The sequence below is a fragment of the Enterococcus saigonensis genome, assembly GCF_011397115.1.
GTDB classification, from domain to species: Bacteria; Bacillota; Bacilli; order Lactobacillales; family Enterococcaceae; genus Enterococcus_C; species Enterococcus_C saigonensis.
The window spans coordinates 261,545-282,145 of record NZ_AP022822.1 but is presented as its reverse complement, the minus strand read 5'-3'; the positions used below and the strand labels follow the sequence as shown (position 1 = coordinate 282,145).

Genomic DNA, 20,601 nt, shown 5'->3' with positions numbered 1-20,601 from the left:
TTCGGGAATTTTTTTAGACCTTTCCCGACGACAAGAAAATTGTAACACAGCGATATGACATTAAGATAAACGAAATGTTACAAAAATGTTTCAAATACACTTTTTTATATGACAAAAATGCAAGAAAAAAAAAACCTTCAAAAAATTATTTGATAACAAATAATTTTTTGAAAGGAAAGATAAAAATTATAAATAATAACATATTAATTAGTAAGGTCGGGCCTAAAAAGCGACTAATAAAAAAAGTATCGCTAACATCTGTCAATTTGAACAACACTTGAATCCCCAGCGTTATCAACTCAAATAAGGTAACAAAAATAATCATACCAAAAAACATTGTAAAAACATTCCGATACAATGTATCTGCCAGTGCATACATCAACCAAACACTCAACGGTAACGCCACCGTATAAATACCTAACACACCTACATAATACATATCAAACAACAGACCCAACACTACTGCGGTAATTATCATGTAACGCTTTGACAAAACCATACAGCCGCACATTAAGCCCAACAAAAGTAAATGGGCATTGGCAATATAATAATTCCGACTCCAATTTTCCAATAAACGTGTAAACTGACCATCTAGCAGCATCAAGAGGAAAAAAGTCGGGGCAGCATAATATTTCACCGTATCTTTGGTTAACATTAGTCGCTATCACCTACCGCTCTTTTTACTACTGTAACAACCGACATATCATACAAATCTGCATAAGGTTTCACGTATACTTGCTTATCTAAACCATAATCATCAGACTTAAATTCAACTACTGTTCCTACTGGTAAGTCTGCAGGAGAATTCCCTCCCAAACCAGAAGTTTGGACGACGTCTCCAGCTTTTAATTTTTTCTCACCGGTCAATTGATTGACAATCATTGTCCCTGTTTTTTCATCATAATTTCTTAGCAAGCCAAACGTTTCGCCTTCTTTGCCAGAGATGCGGACTGGAAAGTGATTGGAGTTTTGATTAGCAGAAGTTAACAATTCAACCTTAGCTGAAGCCAAGTTTACTTCAACAATACGTCCAACTAGTCCTTTTTGTGACATAACGGCCATATTGACTTTCAAGCCATCTTTTGACCCTTTGTCAATCACCAACATATCCTGCCAAGCATCCGGTGAGCGGGTAATAACATTAGCCGAAACTTTTTCAAAATCCGTCAAAGTCTCATTCAATTTCAATTCAGATTGAAGCTTTTTAATTTCTCGTTCTTGATTTTTAGTTTTTTGTGCCAGTTCATCATAGGAATCAATTTTATTTTTTAAACGTTCATTTTCACTATAAGTTATAAACAAATTATTGACGTTACTAAACGTATTTTCCACAAACTTAACCGGCGCACTAATAATACGATCAACAATAGAGACGCTGTCATTTGCAACAGATTGAACTAAGTTCGTCTTTTGGCTATTGGCTCTTCTAGCCGCTGTAATACTTATTACAGAAACCACCACGATGACCAAAATCAACGTAATGATAATATTTTTATTTGGATTAAATTTCTTCACAAGTACACCCCTCAAGAAAAAAGCCGGCACGGTTTTCTCGTGCGACTGATAGTAATGATTTTACCACTAAAGTCTTTTAAACAAAAGGCAAGGACCGACTCTTAAGAGATTTTTTGTAAAATAATAATTTTTACAAAAAGTACTCTAAACACAAAAATAAAAGTGCTAGCACTTTTATTTTTGTCTATCTTCTGAAGTAGAAAAAAACCGGTTAGTAACCGGCTTTTTTCTACTAATCACGACTTTGAATGACGGCAATAATGCCACTTGCAAAACTAATTTCTGCAACTTCACCAACAAATTCATTACTAGCATATGATGTAGGGTGTAAAACTTCTATATGATCCAATGTGTATTTGCTTTTTGTTAAAGTTAGTTTTGAAACAGGGGTTAAACAGCAATAGGCCAAATAGTTCATAGTAGGAATTTTTTTTACTTGATGATTTCCTGCTGGTAAATAACTTACGCTGTTTTGGTTGTCTTGAATAGTAATTTGTTGCATAAACGGAGCAAAGCGTGGTTCTACGCCAAGCCAAATATTAGCCAAGAGATGATCAAGGCGGCCTCCTGTTGCTCCAATTAATGTGACTTGTGCCAATGGATACTTGGTAAACACTGAAACGAGTGCAAGTTGGGTATCAGTATCATCTTTTTCTGCCACAGCAGAAACAACTTCTTTGGCGTGTTGTAAGACAAAATCATGTTCTTGTTTACTTAAGGAATCAAAATCGCCCACTGCAAGTGCCACTTCTTTTTCTTGTTCTAATAAATAAAGAGCTCCTCGATCAATACCGACAAATAAATCAAAAGATTGCGCCATAATATCCTCTGGCCATAAATGCGGGTTACCACCTGCTACAATCAGTATATTCATTTCATCAAAACTTCTTTTAAAGCAGCAATTCTTTTTTCTGGATCAGGAGCATTATAAATATAAGAACCCGCAACGAAAACATCTGCACCAGCAGATTTACAAATTTCTGCTGTTTTCGGTACAATCCCACCATCTACTTCAATTTCATAATGATAGCCGAATTTTTCTTTTAAAGCCTTCAATTCTTTAATTTTATCAACTGCTTCTGGAATAAAAGCTTGGCCCCCAAAGCCGGGATTCACGGTCATTACTAACACTAAGTCAGCAGTATTTAATACATGTTTAATAGCTGCAACTGGCGTGCCGGGATTGATTGTCACCCCAGCTTTAACATTTTCATTTTTTATCATTTGTAACGCACGATGAATATGAGGAGTAGCTTCTACATGAACGTTTATAATATCAGCTCCCGCTTTCGCAAACTCCGGAATAAAATTTTCTGGTTTTTCAATCATTAAATGACAATCCAAAGGTAATTTAGTCACCGGTCGTATCGCTGCAACAACAGCTGGTCCGATCGTGATATTAGGGACAAAATGACCATCCATTACATCAACATGAATGTAATCTGCTCCTAACTTTTCAACTAATTGAATATCTCGTGCTAAATTGGCAAAATCTGCACTTAAAATGGATGGTGCAATTTTCATAAAAATTCCTCCTGATAAATCTCAAATTAATTGTTATTTACTCTTCTTATATACTGGTCGGCGCTTTTCAATTTCTGCTAAAAATTGCAGATAATTATCATAGCGCGTTACCGCAATTTCTTTTTTTGCTACTTGTCGTTTTACTTCGCAATCTGGTTCATTCACATGTTGACATTCACGAAACTTGCACAATGGCGCTGCTTGAACAAATTCCGGGAACATACGGGGTAGCTCTTGAGATGTAATCTCTTGAAATTCTAATGAGCTAAAGCCAGGGGTGTCTGCTACCAACCCACCGCCAATCTCTAATAGTTCCACATGACGAGTTGTGTGTTTTCCTCGTCCCAGATGATCAGAAATAGCTGCTGTTTCTAAAGCTAAATCAGGTCGAATTTTATTTAACAAAGTGGACTTGCCCGCACCAGACTGCCCCATAAAAACACTAAGTTTATCTTTAAATAATTTTTCTAAGGCCCGTTTATTCGTTTCGTCATCTTCTGAAGCAATGACGTTATAGCCGATTGTTTCGTATACGGATTTAACTTTTGTGCTAGCGTCTTTATCTGCTAGCAAATCTAATTTACTTAAATAAATGACAGGTTCAATATCTTTAAATTCCAAATTAACTAAAAAACGATCCAATAAATTATAAGAAAACGCAGGCTCCACCATGCTAATAACTACTATTCCTAAATCTACGTTTGCGACTGGCGGACGGACTAATTCGTTTTTGCGAGGGAGTAAATCTAAAATATAGCCATCCGTAAGATTACTACTTTCAAACTCTACCCGATCTCCTACCAAAGGTGTCAATTTCCGTTTACGAAAATTACCACGCCCTCTGGTTTGATAAACCGTGTTATCTGCTGTCACTACATAATAAAAGCCACTTAAAGCTTTTCTGATTTGACCTTTCACCCATCGCCCTCCTAAAATTTCAAGACTGTACTTTCTTATTTTACCACATTTTAGTCCTTGCTTTCGTATTATTAATCTGCTCAAACAGCTGTTTTAAGACAAAAAAAACAGCTCTGCAAAACGCAGAGCTGCCTTTTTTATTTGCGAATAATCGGTTTATCTGAAACTATTAGCCACTTGGTTTGTTTTTTATTCGGGTAAAATCTAATTGTTTTTTGCCGCCACCCTTTTACACCAACTTTTATCTCTAGTGTGTTATCTGGCTTAATTTCTTTTAAAGTATATAAAGCTCCTGGTAAATCTTCAAATGTAACTGTGCCATCCATTTGAGCAGTTGCTTTTAATGTATCCCCATTACGGATAACGGGTGCTTTGCCTTTTTTATTGAATAAAATATATTGCGCCGCTGGTATTGCTTCACTGTCTTTATTTTCTCTAATAAAAGTTAGCTCAAAACGACGACGTTTCAAAACAAAAGCCTTAATGGCACGGTATAATAAATAAAGCAAAAGTAATACGAGTAAGATTGTGCCCATGAGAATGAAAATATTTTTTTGTTCACGTGCTTTGTTTCCTTTTTCTACAGCCTTTTCTAATTTATCTGTATAAGGCACACGATGTCCTGTGACTAACAAGCGATGAGAATTAATCATATACGGTGTACATGTAATCAAAGTTGCTAAGTCTTGTCCTGCTTCAATTTTTAAACTGCTCGTCTCACTGGGCAGGACAACTTCGATTTTGTTAACCTCGTAAGCTAATTTTTCACCGTAAACGGTTAAGACAAATTGATCGCCTTTTTTTACCTTTTCCAAATCTGTGAATAAAATGCGATCAGGTAATCCGCTGTGGGCAGAAATCACAGTATGGGTATTTTGCCCTCCTGCGGGAAACGACGTACCTTGTAAAACCGCAGCTCCTCGATTCAAAAGAAAATGATTGGTCGTATCAAATAACGGAATATCCACTTCAATTTTAGGAATTGCAATTCTACCGATTAAATGTTCCTGATAATAGGCTTCATCTTGCTTATCACTAATCTCTTCTGCAAAAGGATCATTTCCAGGTGCAAAACCACCCTTACTTAATTCCTCATTTTCTTTTCGCTTTTTCTCTAATTCATCTTGCTTTGTTGCCAACTCTTTTTGAACTTGTTCCAAACGTTTTTCATCCAAAAAGTCATTTAACGCATTGATATAAAAGGGATATAAGGCAATTAAAGACCCTACCGCAAACATCAAGATTATCATGATACTGCCAATTAGCCGCTTTACACTACCTTTGGGAGCTTTTTTCTTCATAGCGTCCTCCTTGCCAATTCATTTGATAATTGCGCTCTTTACTCTTCCCAATTTTTTTCAACAAACCTTTTTTCGTTTTTATTTTAAAGCGACTGTCTTTCACACGCGCTATTTTTGCCTTTAGATACGGCTGCGTTGTCGTGTCCAAAACAACACGATAAATATTCCCTGGAATTTGTTTAAATACGACATATCCAGCTTCATCACTAATTGCCGTTTTAGGAAAGTCGTCCGCTTGTGTCTCTATTTTTCTACCCTGATAATCAAGTAAACAGAACGTTTTTCCGATAATATTTTGCTTATTTTCTTCATCAACTACTTGAAAAACCAAATCATACTGGCGTTTACGGCTGCGAATTAACACTATTTTCCGCCAAACCCAATAAAAGAAAATCCCCAAAGCTAAAACAATCATCCCTATATATTCGATAAAACGCTGCTTATGGTATTCTTTTGCTTTTTGAATTTGTTTTTTCATTTCTTCTTCATAAGGAATTCGACTTCCTGTAACTAACAAGCGGTGTGAATTGATCATGTATGGTGTACACGTCACCAGTGTTACCAAATCTTGATTTGGAACGACCTTTAACGTATCTAGCTCATTGGGCAATACTGTTTTTATTTTTGTCACCTGATAAGCTAGTTTCTCATTCAATATTTCCAGATAAAATTTATCTCCTTTTTCTAATTTATCCACCTCTGTAAAAATCATTTTATTCGGCAATCCTGTGTGGCCAGTAATAACAGAGTGGGTACTTTTGCCACCAATTGGAAATGAACTTCCCTGTAATATTGTGGCACCTTTATCAAGTAGTACATCATTTGTAGTATCAAATACGGGAAGGCTGATATTGATTTTGGGAATATAAATTGCACCTACTGTATGTTGGGCAAAGTATGCACGCCCCGGTGATGTATTGTGTCCCACACTTTCTTCAAAAGGATCTTCGACAACTCCCATACCGGGAATACTTGTTCCTTTAGCTGCCATTTTGGCATTTTCAGCCGCTTTCTTCTTTTTTAAAGCCGCAGTTTCTTTTTGATTTTTCTCCTGCAGCTCTTTTTGATAGGATTCAATTCGCTGTTGATCAATGTAATTATTTAATGAATCTACCACAAAGGGATAAGAAAAGACGGCAGCTCCTATTAAAAATAAAATGACCATCATAAATTTCAACCCCAAATTGATTTTTTCATCTTTGGTCATTTTATTTTTGTTACTCTTTTTTTTGCTCATCTTTTCTTCTCCTTTTGATTGGATTTATGACAGGGATTCTTCTTTCTTTTTATCGACTATTCGAATTGGCGTTGTTCCACAGACATAATAAACATTCGTAATATTTCGGATGGCAAAAATCGCAGAAACACCGGCTGCAAAAAATTCGCGATTGTGACGATTTTTCGCTTTATTCGCTGCAATAGGGTGATTTAAAATTTCAATCTTAATTTGATTATTTTGACTGCCTCCTTTTAATTTCACAAAAGATCGCTTTTGATCCTCGATAAATCCACCCAAATAGTCCAAATTCGTGTTGTCCCCATTGATTAAAACATCGCCTGTATTTATAATGGATAACATGATTTCACTTGCCATTTCTTGATAACCAACAGGTGCACGCAATTCTTGAATATAATAGTTTCCTGTGGGCAAATCTTTTGCGATAAATTGCGCTGTTTCTGGTGCTGTGAACCCAGGTAAATTATGGGTAATTGTCCTATTTGTATTAGACAAATGTATACGACCACCTGTCAGTAAATCTCCTTCATTATCTTTATAAATTAAAGTCAAATCAAAAGGTTTTAACTCATTGTAAATCGTTACATCGACAACTTCATCGTGGCCTTGCAGTATAAACTTATCTGCATTAATTGTACTTAATTCATCAGGATCAAACGGGATATTGAAATAATAAGGTTCTTCATTTAATAAAAATCCCGCAGCCTTTATTTCATTAATCCGATATTTTCCAACTGCTAAATCATCTACCTTCGCAAGTCCATGCTCATTTGTTTTAATTTCAGACGTAACTGTTTGCCAGCCAGTCTGTGTTTTTCTTTCTAATCGCAATTGCGAATTTTTAATGGGCGCAGCTGGGCCTTTAACTAAATTGGCAATGTTCAATGTATAACGTTTCTGATTTTGCGCTTTATTAAGATTTTTAAGTCTCATTTCGCGCGCGACCTCAAGTGTTTCTTTTTCATCTGCACTTACTCTGGTCTTACTTTTAACCTTTTGACTAGCACCGTTTACTTTAGCTTTGTAGCGAACATAAAGCGGATAATCAATTTTACGATTCACGTCGATACGAAAGCCATTTTGATAGTCGGTATCTGCATTTAACCGAACATCAAACAGGCGCTCGTTATTTTTGACTTTTTCACCAGGAAAATATTCACCTTCAACAATAGTAGGGTGGGAAACTTCAATACTTGTTAAGTCAATAATTTGATTTTCAACGGGCGCACCTTCAATTACTAATTGCTCTAGACTATCTCCTTGCGCATTTACTAATATATCCCATGTAACAGTATTATCTTTGGCATTATAAAACCCTTCATGACAAAATAGACGCTCTCGTTCTATCAAATATTCAGCTTCACTCTTTTGAAACTTAAGACCGTTATATTCAAAAGTAAGGTCGCCGACAAAACTATAACTTCCGCTAATTGCTTCTTGACTTAACTTCTCACTTTGGTCAAAGGTAGAAGAAACTTCTATTGCCAAACTACAACAACCCAGATCTTCTTCCAAAATAATTTCGACTTCTTTATAAACCGTTTTGCCTTTTTGACTAAGGGGTTCTTTTTTGACAAGCCGATAGTGTGATTTAGACAATAAAATTTTATTCGTATTCGCGTAAACTCCTTTTGACCTACTGTTTTCGTCCGGAATTAATTGATAGACGCGAAGTTGTTTTAAATCTTTTTCTGTAAAATAATGATATTCACTTTGTGTAGCTTGAATTACACGCTCTTTATCTAGTAAAACGTCAAAGCTTTGTTCTTTTTTTAAATCATAGCGACGCGTATTTGCAAAATAAATCCAATCAATCTTACTACGACTCTCATTGTAAACAGCTTGACTATCCATGTTTTGTAAGAAACGCTCATCGCTAATCGTCGATACCCCGGTGGCGTTCACGCTATGATTTGCTTGTGTTAGCGTCGCGTCTAAATACATATTGTCTTTTTTTGCAGGAATGGCCTCAATATCTGCGATTCCACCGGTATTACTTTGCAGATAAACGGTAATTTTTTTTGTTACCGCTTTTATCTTTTGTGGCACAGTAACCTGTACCCCTGCTCGTTTACCTTTCCACGCGCCAGTTGGCGATTCAAGTTCCTTTTTGTTGCTCACATACACCTTATATTCATCATCTTTTAAGTAGCGAGTAACGCCAGCTACATTGGTTGCGGTGACGACAATACCTTTTTTAGCAACTAAACTTGTAATGTCACTTGAGTCATATGTTTTCGGCAATTCACCTTCTTTAAAATAAAAATTTTGGCCTCTTTGTGCTAAAGTTAGCGCTAATTCTACATCACCTTGGGCACTTATCGTTTCTGCTTCTACTTCCCACAACATCGTATTGTGCCACCCGCTAAAAGAAATGGGATTGACTGTGAGGTTCATCTTTTTTTCACTGGTAGCTTCAGCTGATAGCCCAGTATTACTAAAAACTTTAGCTACTACTTTTTGTGCATTTTTTTCTGTCGAGTTATACCAAATATAATAACGACCATCTGTTAGTTTTGATTTGGGATCATTTTTAACAAAATCAAAAAACGTAATTGTCACTGTCTTGTCATCCACTTTATCAACCGTATATAGACGCTCATCTAATTTACGGCCTTTGATCCCATCTTCATCAAAAATTTTAACAGAAGTGCTATCTAGCTCTCCGGTATCCACAGTTAATGTGATTTTTTCCATTCCCGGTATTCCCGTAGTCGTCATTTGCCCAATACTTTGCGCATTCCGATAATAAACTGCTCGCCATTCAAATAATTCTTCATCTTGACTATCATTTACTAAATGAAGTCGATGCTCAGGTACCGGCAATGTTTTTTCACTCACTGCACTGCCTGCATTTTTTGAAGTCCCACTAACTCGATTTACCACTTTTCGAGCTGCATGCATTTTACGCGTTAATGTTGTGGTCTTAATGACCAATTTAACCGCAACTTCTTCCAGAAATTTCACTTGTGAACGATTGGTTTTTTCTTCGTCGCCAATTAATTCATAGTGTGGCACAGCAACTTTTTCACCGCGTTCGTTATACGCCGTAATGTCAAATAGCGGCAATTGCTTATCTTGCATTACTTTTTTTAATTTTTCATTCGTAAAGAAAAAGTCAAATCCATCCCCACTACTTGTCTTATCCTCGCTATATGGCGGTGTTACATCCTCGCTTGTTAACGTCAGACTATTAATTTTGGCGTATTTTCCAGCCATTTTTCTCGGTGTAATGGTCGTTTCCCAGACGATTGGGATACCTCCGAGTTGCTCATCATAAGTCAGTAGCTGATCTTGTGATGTCGTTTCTTCAATCTGAAAACTTAACTGTGTTGTTTTAATTTCTTGCTTTGTCTTTTTTGTAGCTGTTTGCGCCAATAATAAATTTTCGTGACCACTATCATTTTCTAATTCAATGCTAGTTTCTAACACCAACGGTAAAATCAAATTATCAATAAAAAATGCATTTTGATTCAAGGTTACTTCCCAAATATGTTCTTGACTGTCCATTTTGGCAGAGTTTATTTTATAATAACCGTAATTAACGTCTGTGTTTGCCAACCGAATCGGCTGTGCCGTGCTAGCTTGCTCGGGTAATTTGAATCGTTTATCAATGCCAAATTGGAACGTATAAGTAAGTTGAACTTCTTTGCCTTTAGCAGCAGTCTGATTTTCTGCTTGACCAATCGCCCGCGCAACAGCTGGGTTGGCTACAAACTTCTTAAGATCAATACTCTGCTCCAAATGCAGCTGTGTTCCTTCATCTATGACCACATTTGGTAGTGCATTGTAATTTTGCCAGTCACCGTTAGCAAAAACTTTTAATACGCTTTTTGAAATAGGTGAGAATTTCTCATTTTTTGGTAACAAGTCATTTAATGAGACAATCTCGATTTTATCAACTGGCGCAGCTTCCATCTCCAAGACTTTTCCCGCACTTAAAAAGTCGATATCTTGTAATTTTCCATTATCTTGTTTAACTCGTTGACCCAATAAGCGAATTCCCAAACGATAAGTCGGTTGCGCTGTTCTAATTTGCTTCCGAAAAACCATGTGATAGGTCGTTTTTTCTTTGACTTTATTAGCAGTCTTTTCAACGATTCCAATTTCTTTGGCACTATTTGTGGTACGACTAAAATTTTTTTCTGGAAAACGAGTGTTGGTGGCTGCTACTAGATTCTCATCCACATCCACCACCTGGATTCCCAACTTCGTTTCATCTTGAAGTACATTTTTTTTAAATTCAATTTGCCAATAAATACTATTTTCCTTTTGATTAACCGTGTACTTGTACGAAATATCAACTTCCTCAGTTGCGATAAAGCGTTGATCCTGATATTGATAAATCTCATCTGCTTTGGCATTCACCCCGGCTAAGATAAAAATATAAGGCACGAGTAATAACATAACGGTGAAAAATGATAAGTATTTGCCCTTCTTCATTAGCGTGTTCCTTTCTGCCTAAACAAAATTTCACTATTTCCATTGAAATAACTTCTATTTAAAATTATTTTTATAGTCTAATTTTATCAAAAACTTATCTTTTAATCAAAATATAATATTACATACAAACTCGTATTTATTACCAAACAAAGTATTACAAACATTTAAATAATACTGTTCCCAAAGAGAATTTGAAATTAAAATATAATATACATTCTTGTTTTTCAAAAGCAGCGGCACTTTTCATCAGACAAACTTTGCCCAATTGTCTGAAAATAAGAGCTTAAAAATTCCAGTCAATTTCCGGTTGTTAACAGTGATTAGTACAACTTCATATGCGTTGCATTTTTTCAGTCGCTATTTCGTCTATTTCTTTTTTTTTGCCATTTTATTTGACTAGCATTACTGCACTATCTTTTTCATAACATCTTCTTTAGCTCAAATCATCAAATTTTAATATTTTTTTAGACTCCATATCTGTTCTGTCTTACACATTTATTTAATATTTCAGCAGCATTATAAAGAATCAATTTCTCCTAAATAAAAACAACTGTTCTGTCACTGTTCGTTATTCAATTAGTCTATTTTTAGTCACAAACAGCAAAAAAATGTTATTCTACAAGGCTAATAGAAAGTTAGTTATATACCAGACACCTTGTTTTACATCATCTTTAATCATTGCTCATAATAATTATTGGCTTGGACTTTATTTATTATCGCTTGTGTAAATAAAATACATCATTGGAAAATAACAAATAAATTAAATTATAATGTTTTATATTTAATAATTTAATGATAGAATAAATAGTAGTAAACTTATTTAGGGGGGGACCAAATGTTACTAAGTCCGTTAATTTTAGAAGACGCCGCTAGACAAAAAATCAGCGTGATGGAATTTTTTTCAGATAAAGAAGCCGGCACGTATTCCATAAATTATCTTTGCTCAGAACTCAATTTGTCCTATACAACATTAAGCACCCTAACACAAGAAATCCATGAGAATTTATTAAATCTTGTAGCAGAACCTTTTTTAATTACTAATGGAAAAATCTTATGGCAACCAGCAAATTATCAGCATAACGAATACATCCAGTATCTCGTTCGGACCTCCATTCCGTATAATTTTATCTTGTATTCTTTAACCAAACCGGAAGTAACTTTTGAAAAATTTTGTGAAGATTTTTACTTAAGCCAGTCAACAATTTTACGTAAATTGCGGCCACTAAAGAAGTATTTAAACTCTTTTGGAATCCGTCTATTGGCTTCGAAAATGAAGATTGCTGGAAACGAAGCTATGTTGCGAATGTTTTATACAACGTATTTGTGGGCAGGAAATTTAGGAAAAGATATCCATCTTAGTCAATTTGACTTTAGTGATGAACGTGCCATTATGCGAAAACTTCAATTTGATAAAGCTTGTTTCATGCATCCGCGAGAAATATTTCTTCGCCTTGCCGTTAATCGCTTACGAGCACAACAAGGTCACAAACTGGAATTGCCCAAATTTAAAACGTTACCTTTTAGTAAGTTTTTGCCTGAGTTGACGTCTTATTGCCAAAAATTCATTACTGATCCGCAGCAAGCTTACATACAAGGACGTTTTATTTCATACATGCTGTATTTCACACCTTTTTATATCAACATCTACGACTTCCGCATAAAAGAGCTGAACGATTATTATGAAGCCCTTAAAAAAAATAAAAACAGTTTAATTAACTTGATTGAAGAGTATGAACAGTATTTTTTTACTGAGTTAATTCCAAAAACAACGCCAAGCTACGAAGAGACCTTTCTATTGCGTATCAATTTATTCGTAACATTCATGAATTATATCACCTATCAAGGAGATGTTCCTTTAATTATGGATATTACGCGCCAGAAGCAAACGCATGAACATGATGCTTATCTCGAATTATTAAAGCGAAACGGTGAGTTTTTCCGTCGAATTTGCCGACGGAAAGACTTTGCTTGGCTTACGAATTGTTATGATGATTTAATAGAAGATATAACGTATGTCATCTTACCAACTTTCAAAAAATGTTGTGATGACCAAATACTAAATGTTGGCATTTTAACAATTCCCGATTACTTTATTATGCAAACAATTAAAGAGGTTTTAGAGCAGTTTGGCTTTGTCAAAGTTTATTTTACGAACTTTGATGACCCCAATATCGATTTTTTTATCAGCACATTTGATACCCTCTTGCCTGATAATTTGACCAAACCAAATTTTATCATCGATTTAATTGCCGATAACAACTACGAAAAAGAACTCTTTGCACAACTTTGGAACACTTATCGCAAAAAGGTATTGCAACGTTCCCGTCTACAGAAAAAAAGCTGCCAGCAATTTTCTTATCCATTAAATGACTCTTCTAATCCTTCAATTTCTACGGATTTTGATGCTGCTAAATAAAACAAAAGAAGCTAAAACTTACCGAAAATCATTGGTAATGTTTTAGCTTCTTTTTAAGTTTCCTTACTTGATCTTATTTTTATAAAATCGGTGGAGCATAAACCCAAGTAACAGTAGTGAAAATACTATAATCACTGTCATTTCAAAAACTAATTCGCCTTTTTTCAACTTTTCAGGCAACTGTTTTGCCGTTATCCATGCATTATCTAGGCTAAAACCTTGAACTCTATTTTTTGCCCGCTGAATGTGTAAGACCTTAGGAGTTGCCCGTTGCAACACAATTTCTGGCACTTTTCCATCACGCATTTCACAAATCCCTTTTCCATTAACAGTAGCTGGAAAAAAATTACCTTTTAAATCTGTCCAAGTATTCGGGATGAAAACTTCGACATCACTAAGTTGCTCATTTTTATCAAAACCTGGAACTGCCTTGACTTCTTGAAAATAATAAGTCCCCGGCGGCAAATTGCGGTGATTCGTAGTAATTAACCCTTCTTCATTGGAGATGAAACGTTCAAGACGCGTATCATTTTTAGGTTGTTCTGAAAAAGTCCACGAATACCATGTATCACTTCCTTCGTTTTCCTCCAAATAAAGCCTTTTTGCTTCATCATTTAGTTTGTATAACACATATTCCACACCAGCTAGTGGCATTTCTCCGGAACCTCTCATTTTTCCATAATTAAAAAAATAAGGGTGACGCGAGTAATATACTGTTTCCAAATATAAATCGACTTTGTTTTCCGGATTTTTTTTGGGATCAAATACGGTAGGAACTGCACTTTGCTCTTGCACACCGTTAATCTCTGAATTTGGTTCTGCTTTAACCTCCAAAATTAAATACAATGGATTTTTTGTTTGCTGTCGGGCAAGTTTCGCCGTTGCCACGCCAGCTTGTTTTGTGGCTTTGTCATAAGACGTTTGGACTTTTCCCACAACTTTATATTTTTTTGCTGCTTCAAAAACATCTCGTCGTGTAGCATCCTTCCAATCTGCTAGTACAATTTTTTTTGGTTTTTGGTTTTGATCTAGTGGTTGGCTTAAATCGTAGATGACAAAATTAGCCCCGTTCTGCGGCAATGTTTGACTAAGAAAAGCTTTCTTTTCATCCGCTATATTTAAGTCATAGGTTACTTTATTTTCAATATCCGGAAAAATACGTTTATGTAAACGTAATGTAATTTCCTCTGTTGCCCTCGCTGGCTTTGCTATGACAAAACAACTTATAAAAATAACAATGATAAAAAAAAGCAGTTCAATCTGACGTTTCATCTTTCCACCACCCAAAATTAGAATACACTCATTTAAATTATAGCATATTTTTAAAAAACGTCCATTTCAGTAGAAGTTTTTTGAAGAAATTAAACAAACACCTTTGCCAAAATTGGAAGCTAAACTGAAAAACACTATTTACCGGCAATTTTAGATGGATTTCTACTTATCCATTTTTAACATGTTAGTTCTTTATTCCAGCAAAAAAACTAGGACAAAGCAGATTAGCTGTTGCCCTAGTTTTTTGCTGTTCAATTTCTTTTTATGGAACCTCAATATCCCCTGCTTTATCCACAGCTTGACTATTTTCATTTCCGTTGTCTCTTTGGAAGTAAAAAGTAGCACTTTCACCTTTTTTTACCGTTACATCAATGGCTTCTTTGTGGGTTTCATTAGGAGCTAGTGTAAAATCAGCCACCTGTTTTTTAGTCCCTTTTTCATCAGTTAAAAAGATTTTAACTTGTTGATTTTCAGAACCATTCCCTTTATAGCTTGCGGATAGGTTTACTTTAAAAGTCTGCGGTTCGGCACTTTCGTCAGGTCCTTTTGAGACAATGATTTTTACCTTATTGCCAATTTTTACAGTCTGACCGGCTCCAGGCTCTGTCCGAATGACTTTCCCTTTTTCAACACTATCTGAAAATTCCTCGTCTTCTTCATAATCCAAACCATAATCTTTTAGCGTATTTTGTGCTTGGATATCGGAATTACCAGCTAAATCAGGTAGAGTAATTTTATTTGTGCCCAGGCTGACCGTTAAGGTAATCTGCGTTTTATCTGGGATAGCTTCTTGACCGTCTTTTGGTGTTTGCGTAATAATTTGATTTGCAGGTATTGTATCACTGTAATTTTCTTCTTTTTTAATTTGTGATTCTTTAATTCCTTTTTCCATCAAATCATTTAGCGCTTCATTATACGTGTAACCACTATAATCAATCATCGCCACTGGTTTTACCCCGCGACTGACAGTTAAAATGACTTTTTGCATTTCAGGCGATACTTTTTCCCCTTCATCCGGATCTTGAGAAATAATTTTGCCTTCAGCTACATTATCACTATACTCCTCTTTACGACTGATGTTACTTTCTTGAAAGCCAAGATTTTTTAAAGCTTGTAAAGCATCATCATAAGTTTCGCCTGTCACATCTTTCATTTCAATTTTTTCTTGTCCAATACTCTCGTAAATTGTGATTTCGGTTTTTTCTTTTACAACATTACCAATGGCTGGATCCGTTTTAACAACACGATCCGCTTCAATTGTTTCACTAGGAATTTTTTCTACTTTACCAGGTTTCAATCCAACTTGTTGCAGTTTTTCTTTAGCAGCTGCAACGGTCATTTCGCTAACATCTGGGACAGTGACTTCCCCTTTACCACCTGAAAAGAAAGCATAAGCTAAACCGCCACATAATAAAAGAAATAACAATATCGGAATCAGCCACCATTTACGCTTTTTCTTTGGTTTGTTATTTTCCGCTTCTTTTTTTGGTTCAGACTCTGGTTGCATTGGCTTTTCTGTGATTAATTCTTCTGGAATGGGCGTTAGTGCTTTCGTTGCATCATCCATTACATGAGGTTGCCATTGTGGTTCATTTAAGCGTTCTGGATTTAAGACAGTTGCTAAATCTTCCCGCATCTCATCAGCTGTCTTATACCGATCAGCTGGATTTTTAGCCGTTGCATGTAAAACGACATTTTCCAAGGACTGAGGTAAATTATGATCAAAAGTTCGAATTGAAGGCATCTCTTCTTGGAAATGTTTTAAGGCAATCGTCACTGCTGACTCGCCATCAAAAGGAACTCGTCCTGTTAACATTTCATATAAGATAATCCCAATCGCATAAATATCCGATTGATTGGTCGCCATACTCCCACGGGCCTGTTCTGGGGATAGATAGTGAACAGAGCCTAACATCGTATTTGTTTGTGTAATTGACGTTTCGGTTAGCGCAATTGCAATCCCAAAATCGGCTATTTTCACAACACAATCTTCATTAATCAAAATATTCTGTGGTTTTAAATCACGATGAATAATACGATGCTGATGGGCCAAGGCAATAGCACTTAAAATTTGTTGCATAATTTCTACAACTGTCAAATAAGGGATTGGGTAATTTTTTTTAATGTATTGCTTCAAGTCCATTCCCTTAACATATTCCATTACTAAGTACTGCATACCATCTTCTTCTCCGACATCGTAAACTGTTACGATATTGGGATGAACAAGCTCTGTTGACGCCAAAGCTTCTCTTTGAAAACGACGGATTGCATCTTGATCATTTTGGAAATCAAAACGCAAAATCTTAATCGCTACTTCCCGATCCAAAATTAGATCTTGTGCTAAGAAGACATTTGCCATCCCGCCACTACCAATGTTCCCAATAATTAAATAGCGGCCACTCAATTTTTTACCAATCTCAATCATGAGCACTTCCTCCGATTTCAATTAGTAAGACGGTAATATTATCTGCGCCACCCGCATCATTAGCTCCGGAAATTAATTTTTCAACTTTTTCGTCTAATGTAATCGGCTCATCTATAATCCACTTAATTACATCATCAGCTAACATATTCGTTAAGCCATCTGAAGTGAGTAATAAATAATCTCCCGCTTTATAAAAGTGACTCGCAATGTCTACCTCTACTGATCCAGGCATCCCCACCGATCGCGTCAATACGTTACGGCGTGGATGAGTGGCTGCCATCTCTTTTGTAATTTCACCAGATAAAACCAACTCATTTACTAAAGAATGATCTTCTGTCAATTGGGTAATTTCGTGGTCACGAACTAAGTACATGCGGCTATCTCCAACATGAGCTAAAGCGAATTCTTCTTCAAAGACTGCGACACAGACAATTGTCGTTCCCATTCCTTGTAGTTCTGGTTTTTCTTGGCCTAAGTTATAGACAACTTCATTAGCAGCTTGAATGGCCGTTACAAACCATGAACAAGCTTTTTCCGGTGAAGTAAGATTGGTGTCCTGCCATTTTTTGCCAATACCTTCCACCGCCACTTTACTCGCTACATCCCCAGCTTGGTGTCCTCCCATACCATCAGCTAAAACTGCTAAAGTAACACCAACTTGGTTTTTAAAAATAGCGACATAATCTTGGTTACTATTACGCTTTTTCCCCACGTCCGTTTGAAAACGAATCTGCATCTTATCACCTCATTTTTCCTTTTTTAGACAACTAATGAAAAATCCATCTGTCATAAAGTCTTGTGGATACAACGTTAACATCTCATCTTCTAGTTTACTTGTGATTAATTCATTTGCAACTACTGGTACTAACTTAAATTCAGGATGTTCTTGTAAAAAGCGCATAACGACTTCTTGATTTTCTTCTTTCAAAATTGTACACGTACTGTAGACGAGTAAGCCTCCCGGTTTTAATGTCTGTGCGACACTATTCAAAATTTCTTGCTGAATAATCGGTAAACGTTCAAAATCACTCGCTTTTTTTTGATATTTTATATCTGGTTTACGACGCATCAAACCCAAACCTGAACAAGGGGCGTCCACTAAAATTCGATCAAAGAATCCTGCTTCAAATTCTTCATGAACTTCTCTAGCGTCTAATTGCTGTGTCGTAACTACGTCTTCTACTCGGAGTCGGGCAGCATTTTCTTTAATCAATTTTACTTTTTGACTGTGAATATCTAAAGCGGTAACTTTTCCGCCAACAGCCGCATCAAGAAATGTTGCAATATGTGTTGTCTTGCCCCCTGGTGCAGCACAGGCATCTAAAACTTTCATATCTTCTTTGATTTGTAAGGCCGGTGCAACGAGCATTGAACTTTCGTCTTGTACCGTTAATGCTCCATATTGGAAAAGTTGACTTCCAGCTAAGAAACCCTTTTTGGCAACAATGCCATAAGGAGAGACAATACTTTCTGCTGCTTTTATCTCATCTTCTGCTAATGTTGCAATTGCTTCTGCTCGTGTGATACTGCGTAAGTCTACTCGAGCAGAAACATGACTAACTTCAAATAATGATAATCCTAATTTACGAGTGTTTTCCTCACCAATTTGGTGCACAAATTTTTCTGTTAACCACAATGGCATACTAATTTCTGTTGCGAGTCTTTCTAGTGGATCTTTGATAGCCTCAATCTTAGGAACACCTTTACGTTGTACATTGCGCAAAACGCCATTAACAAATTTCCCAATACCGATATTTCCTCGTACTTTGGCAATTTCCGTTGCTTCATTTAAAATGGCATGTGCTGGCACTTTATCAAAATAAAGCAATTGAAACAAAGAAAGACGCAATAACAATTTTACCCAAGTATCAACTTTTTTTGCATCTTTTAAAAAAGGTGACAGATAATAATCGAGCAACAATTGTCTAGCGATTGTACCATACACAAGTCCAGTTAAAAGGCGCGCATCTTTGTCTGAAAGTTGCCCTTTTGAAATGGCATCATTGATTAACAGATTTGAATATGCCCCGCCTTTTTCCACGCGTTCTAACGCATGAAGTGCGACAAAACGTACAGATTTTTTCATAGATTTGGGAATTTTATTACTCACCTAATTTATCTCCTTGCATTACTTTTTGACCAACACCATTTAAAAAGGCTGTGATAGTTTGTTTGCCTTTTCCTGCTGGTTGCAATTCATTTAGGGCTAAAACTGAATTAGCCCCACAAGCCACCCACAATTGACTTTTATCTTTTTTAATAATTGTACCGGGTATCTCTTTTGTCGTTTCATTTAATGGTGTTACATTCCAAATTTTCCAACGTACGCCTTCATAGGTGGTAAATGCAATCGGCCAAGGTCGCAACCCACGAACGTGATTGTCGATGGCCTCAGCCGTTTTTTGCCAATCAATCATTTCTTGCTCCCGCGTAATATTAGGTGAAAAAGTTACTTCATCTTCTTTTTGCGGAATTTTTGTGACGTTACCAGTAATTAAGTCTGGCAACGTATCTAACAATAATTCTTTTCCTAATAAACTCAATTTTTCAAACATTGTTCCCACATCATCATTTTTTGTAATCGGAATTTCTGCTTGTTTATAAATTGCACCTGCATCCATTTTTTTGATCATTTCCATAATCGTTACGCCAGTCTTATCATCGCCATTCATAATGGCATAATGAACGGGTGCGCCGCCACGATATTTGGGCAACAAAGACGCATGAACATTTATCGCGCCCAGCCGAGGAATTTGTAATAATTTTTCCGGCAAAAACTGACCAAAAGCAGCTGTTATGATTAAATCTGGTGCTAATTCCGCAATTTTTGCCATTTCAAGTGAACCACTAATTTTTTCGGGTTGTAAAACAAGTAAATCATGTTTTAAAGCTGCAACTTTTACTGGTGGCGGCGTAATGGTATGCTTACGCCCTACTGGACGATCTGGCTGTGTCACCACTGCCAAAACTTCATAACCGGATTCTAGCAAACCTTCTAAAATTGGCACAGAAAAAGTCGGTGTGCCCATAAAAACAATTTTAGTCATCTTCATGCTCCTCCATATATGTTTCCAAATCTTCTTCTTTAATATATTCAATAACTTTATCAGTAAATAAGATGCCATGGAGATGATCAATCTCATGTTGAATTGCGCGAGAAAGATAACCGTCTGCTTCTACTTCCAATTCATCACCTTCACGATCATAAAAACGTAGGGTAATTAAGTCCGCTCGTTTAACGGTACCATAAACATGAGGAATACTTAGACAGCCCTCTACATCTATGGTGCTACCTTTTTTTTCAATAATTTTGGGATTAAACATTTCAAAACGTTCTTCTTCATCTAGTTCGACAATTGCAACTTGCAGATTTTTACCAATTTGTGGCGCCGCAATCCCAATACCATCGTGCAACACCATTGTTTCATACATTTTGTCTAACATCAGTATCAGTTCATCGGTAATTTCAGTTACTTCATGACTTTCTTGCCGCAAGCGGCGGTCTGGATCTAATAAAATGGGATAAGGCATATATACTCCTAACTTTTTA

At 36.1% G+C, this 20,601-nt stretch carries 15 protein-coding genes; 1 reads left to right on the top strand and 14 read right to left on the bottom strand.

The features are described from left to right. Positions 1-145 precede the first annotated feature (145 nt). The 8 genes from mreD to EsVE80_RS01165 all read right to left on the bottom strand — a co-directional run bounded on the left by mreD (position 146) and on the right by EsVE80_RS01165 (position 10,938). A complete protein-coding gene (mreD, locus tag EsVE80_RS01200) occupies positions 146-655 on the bottom strand; it encodes a rod shape-determining protein MreD (protein ID WP_173102108.1) in 510 nt (169 codons plus the stop codon). Then, positions 655-1,515, bottom strand: a complete 861-nt coding sequence (gene mreC / locus EsVE80_RS01195) for a rod shape-determining protein MreC (protein WP_173102107.1) — start codon at positions 1,513-1,515, stop codon at positions 655-657. The genes mreD and mreC overlap by 1 nt, the downstream gene beginning before the upstream one ends. Positions 1,516-1,747: 232 nt before the next feature. Beyond that, on the bottom strand, positions 1,748-2,389 hold the full coding sequence (locus EsVE80_RS01190; protein WP_173102106.1) for a thiamine diphosphokinase: 642 nt from the start codon (positions 2,387-2,389) through the stop codon (positions 1,748-1,750). Continuing rightward, complete coding sequence (gene rpe / locus EsVE80_RS01185; protein WP_173102105.1) at positions 2,386-3,039, bottom strand: ribulose-phosphate 3-epimerase; 654 nt, start codon at positions 3,037-3,039, stop codon at positions 2,386-2,388. Before rpe ends, EsVE80_RS01190 begins: the two co-directional genes overlap by 4 nt. 33 nt (positions 3,040-3,072) lie before the next feature. Further along, on the bottom strand, positions 3,073-3,957 hold the full coding sequence (gene rsgA, locus EsVE80_RS01180) for a ribosome small subunit-dependent GTPase A (RefSeq protein ID WP_173102104.1): 885 nt from the start codon (positions 3,955-3,957) through the stop codon (positions 3,073-3,075). Positions 3,958-4,094: 137 nt separating this feature from the next. Beyond that, positions 4,095-5,258, bottom strand: a complete 1,164-nt coding sequence (locus tag EsVE80_RS01175; protein ID WP_173102103.1) for a class C sortase — start codon at positions 5,256-5,258, stop codon at positions 4,095-4,097. After that, the gene (locus EsVE80_RS01170) at positions 5,233-6,495 is read right to left on the bottom strand and encodes a class C sortase (RefSeq protein WP_173102102.1); all 1,263 of its coding nucleotides are present in this window, start codon (positions 6,493-6,495) and stop codon (positions 5,233-5,235) included. The genes EsVE80_RS01175 and EsVE80_RS01170 overlap by 26 nt, the downstream gene beginning before the upstream one ends. A gap of 24 nt (positions 6,496-6,519) precedes the next feature. Continuing rightward, positions 6,520-10,938, bottom strand: a complete 4,419-nt coding sequence (locus EsVE80_RS01165) for a prealbumin-like fold domain-containing protein (RefSeq protein WP_173102101.1) — start codon at positions 10,936-10,938, stop codon at positions 6,520-6,522. Positions 10,939-11,773: 835 nt separating this feature from the next. On the opposite strand from EsVE80_RS01165, the gene EsVE80_RS01160 reads away from it, so the two are divergent. Continuing rightward, on the top strand, positions 11,774-13,354 hold the full coding sequence (locus EsVE80_RS01160) for a helix-turn-helix domain-containing protein (protein ID WP_173102100.1): 1,581 nt from the start codon (positions 11,774-11,776) through the stop codon (positions 13,352-13,354). 63 nt (positions 13,355-13,417) lie between these two features. Here EsVE80_RS01160 and EsVE80_RS01155 read toward each other — a convergent pair whose 3' ends face one another. The 6 genes from EsVE80_RS01155 to def all read right to left on the bottom strand — a co-directional run bounded on the left by EsVE80_RS01155 (position 13,418) and on the right by def (position 20,582). Then, positions 13,418-14,626: a prealbumin-like fold domain-containing protein gene (locus tag EsVE80_RS01155; RefSeq protein WP_173102099.1), complete on the bottom strand. Its 1,209-nt coding sequence runs from the start codon at positions 14,624-14,626 to the stop codon at positions 13,418-13,420. 262 nt (positions 14,627-14,888) lie between these two features. Further along, positions 14,889-17,051: a Stk1 family PASTA domain-containing Ser/Thr kinase gene (gene pknB / locus EsVE80_RS01150; protein ID WP_173102098.1), complete on the bottom strand. Its 2,163-nt coding sequence runs from the start codon at positions 17,049-17,051 to the stop codon at positions 14,889-14,891. Continuing rightward, complete coding sequence (locus EsVE80_RS01145) at positions 17,044-17,787, bottom strand: Stp1/IreP family PP2C-type Ser/Thr phosphatase (protein ID WP_173102097.1); 744 nt, start codon at positions 17,785-17,787, stop codon at positions 17,044-17,046. Before EsVE80_RS01145 ends, pknB begins: the two co-directional genes overlap by 8 nt. 9 nt (positions 17,788-17,796) lie before the next feature. Further along, the gene (rsmB, locus tag EsVE80_RS01140) at positions 17,797-19,161 is read right to left on the bottom strand and encodes a 16S rRNA (cytosine(967)-C(5))-methyltransferase RsmB (RefSeq protein ID WP_173102096.1); all 1,365 of its coding nucleotides are present in this window, start codon (positions 19,159-19,161) and stop codon (positions 17,797-17,799) included. Beyond that, positions 19,154-20,098 (bottom strand): methionyl-tRNA formyltransferase, encoded by a 945-nt coding sequence (gene fmt, locus EsVE80_RS01135; RefSeq protein WP_173102095.1) that lies wholly within the window; start codon positions 20,096-20,098, stop codon positions 19,154-19,156. Before fmt ends, rsmB begins: the two co-directional genes overlap by 8 nt. Next, positions 20,091-20,582 (bottom strand): peptide deformylase, encoded by a 492-nt coding sequence (def, locus tag EsVE80_RS01130; protein WP_173102094.1) that lies wholly within the window; start codon positions 20,580-20,582, stop codon positions 20,091-20,093. The genes fmt and def overlap by 8 nt, the downstream gene beginning before the upstream one ends. Positions 20,583-20,601: the final 19 nt, after the last annotated feature.

What these genes read in the sequence shown, in the direction of transcription:
- mreD (WP_173102108.1), bottom strand. Translation starts at nt 655, where the DNA reads ATGTTAACCAAAGATACGGTGAAATATTATGCTGCCCCGACTTTTTTC.
- EsVE80_RS01190 (WP_173102106.1), bottom strand. Translation starts at nt 2,389, where the DNA reads ATGAATATACTGATTGTAGCAGGTGGTAACCCGCATTTATGGCCAGAG.
- rpe (WP_173102105.1), bottom strand. Translation starts at nt 3,039, where the DNA reads ATGAAAATTGCACCATCCATTTTAAGTGCAGATTTTGCCAATTTAGCA.
- EsVE80_RS01175 (WP_173102103.1), bottom strand. Translation starts at nt 5,258, where the DNA reads ATGAAGAAAAAAGCTCCCAAAGGTAGTGTAAAGCGGCTAATTGGCAGT.
- EsVE80_RS01170 (WP_173102102.1), bottom strand. Translation starts at nt 6,495, where the DNA reads ATGAGCAAAAAAAAGAGTAACAAAAATAAAATGACCAAAGATGAAAAA.
- EsVE80_RS01165 (WP_173102101.1), bottom strand. Translation starts at nt 10,938, where the DNA reads ATGAAGAAGGGCAAATACTTATCATTTTTCACCGTTATGTTATTACTC.
- EsVE80_RS01160 (WP_173102100.1), top strand. Translation starts at nt 11,774, where the DNA reads ATGTTACTAAGTCCGTTAATTTTAGAAGACGCCGCTAGACAAAAAATC.
- EsVE80_RS01155 (WP_173102099.1), bottom strand. Translation starts at nt 14,626, where the DNA reads ATGAAACGTCAGATTGAACTGCTTTTTTTTATCATTGTTATTTTTATA.
- pknB (WP_173102098.1), bottom strand. Translation starts at nt 17,051, where the DNA reads ATGATTGAGATTGGTAAAAAATTGAGTGGCCGCTATTTAATTATTGGG.
- EsVE80_RS01145 (WP_173102097.1), bottom strand. Translation starts at nt 17,787, where the DNA reads ATGCAGATTCGTTTTCAAACGGACGTGGGGAAAAAGCGTAATAGTAAC.
- fmt (WP_173102095.1), bottom strand. Translation starts at nt 20,098, where the DNA reads ATGACTAAAATTGTTTTTATGGGCACACCGACTTTTTCTGTGCCAATT.
- def (WP_173102094.1), bottom strand. Translation starts at nt 20,582, where the DNA reads ATGCCTTATCCCATTTTATTAGATCCAGACCGCCGCTTGCGGCAAGAA.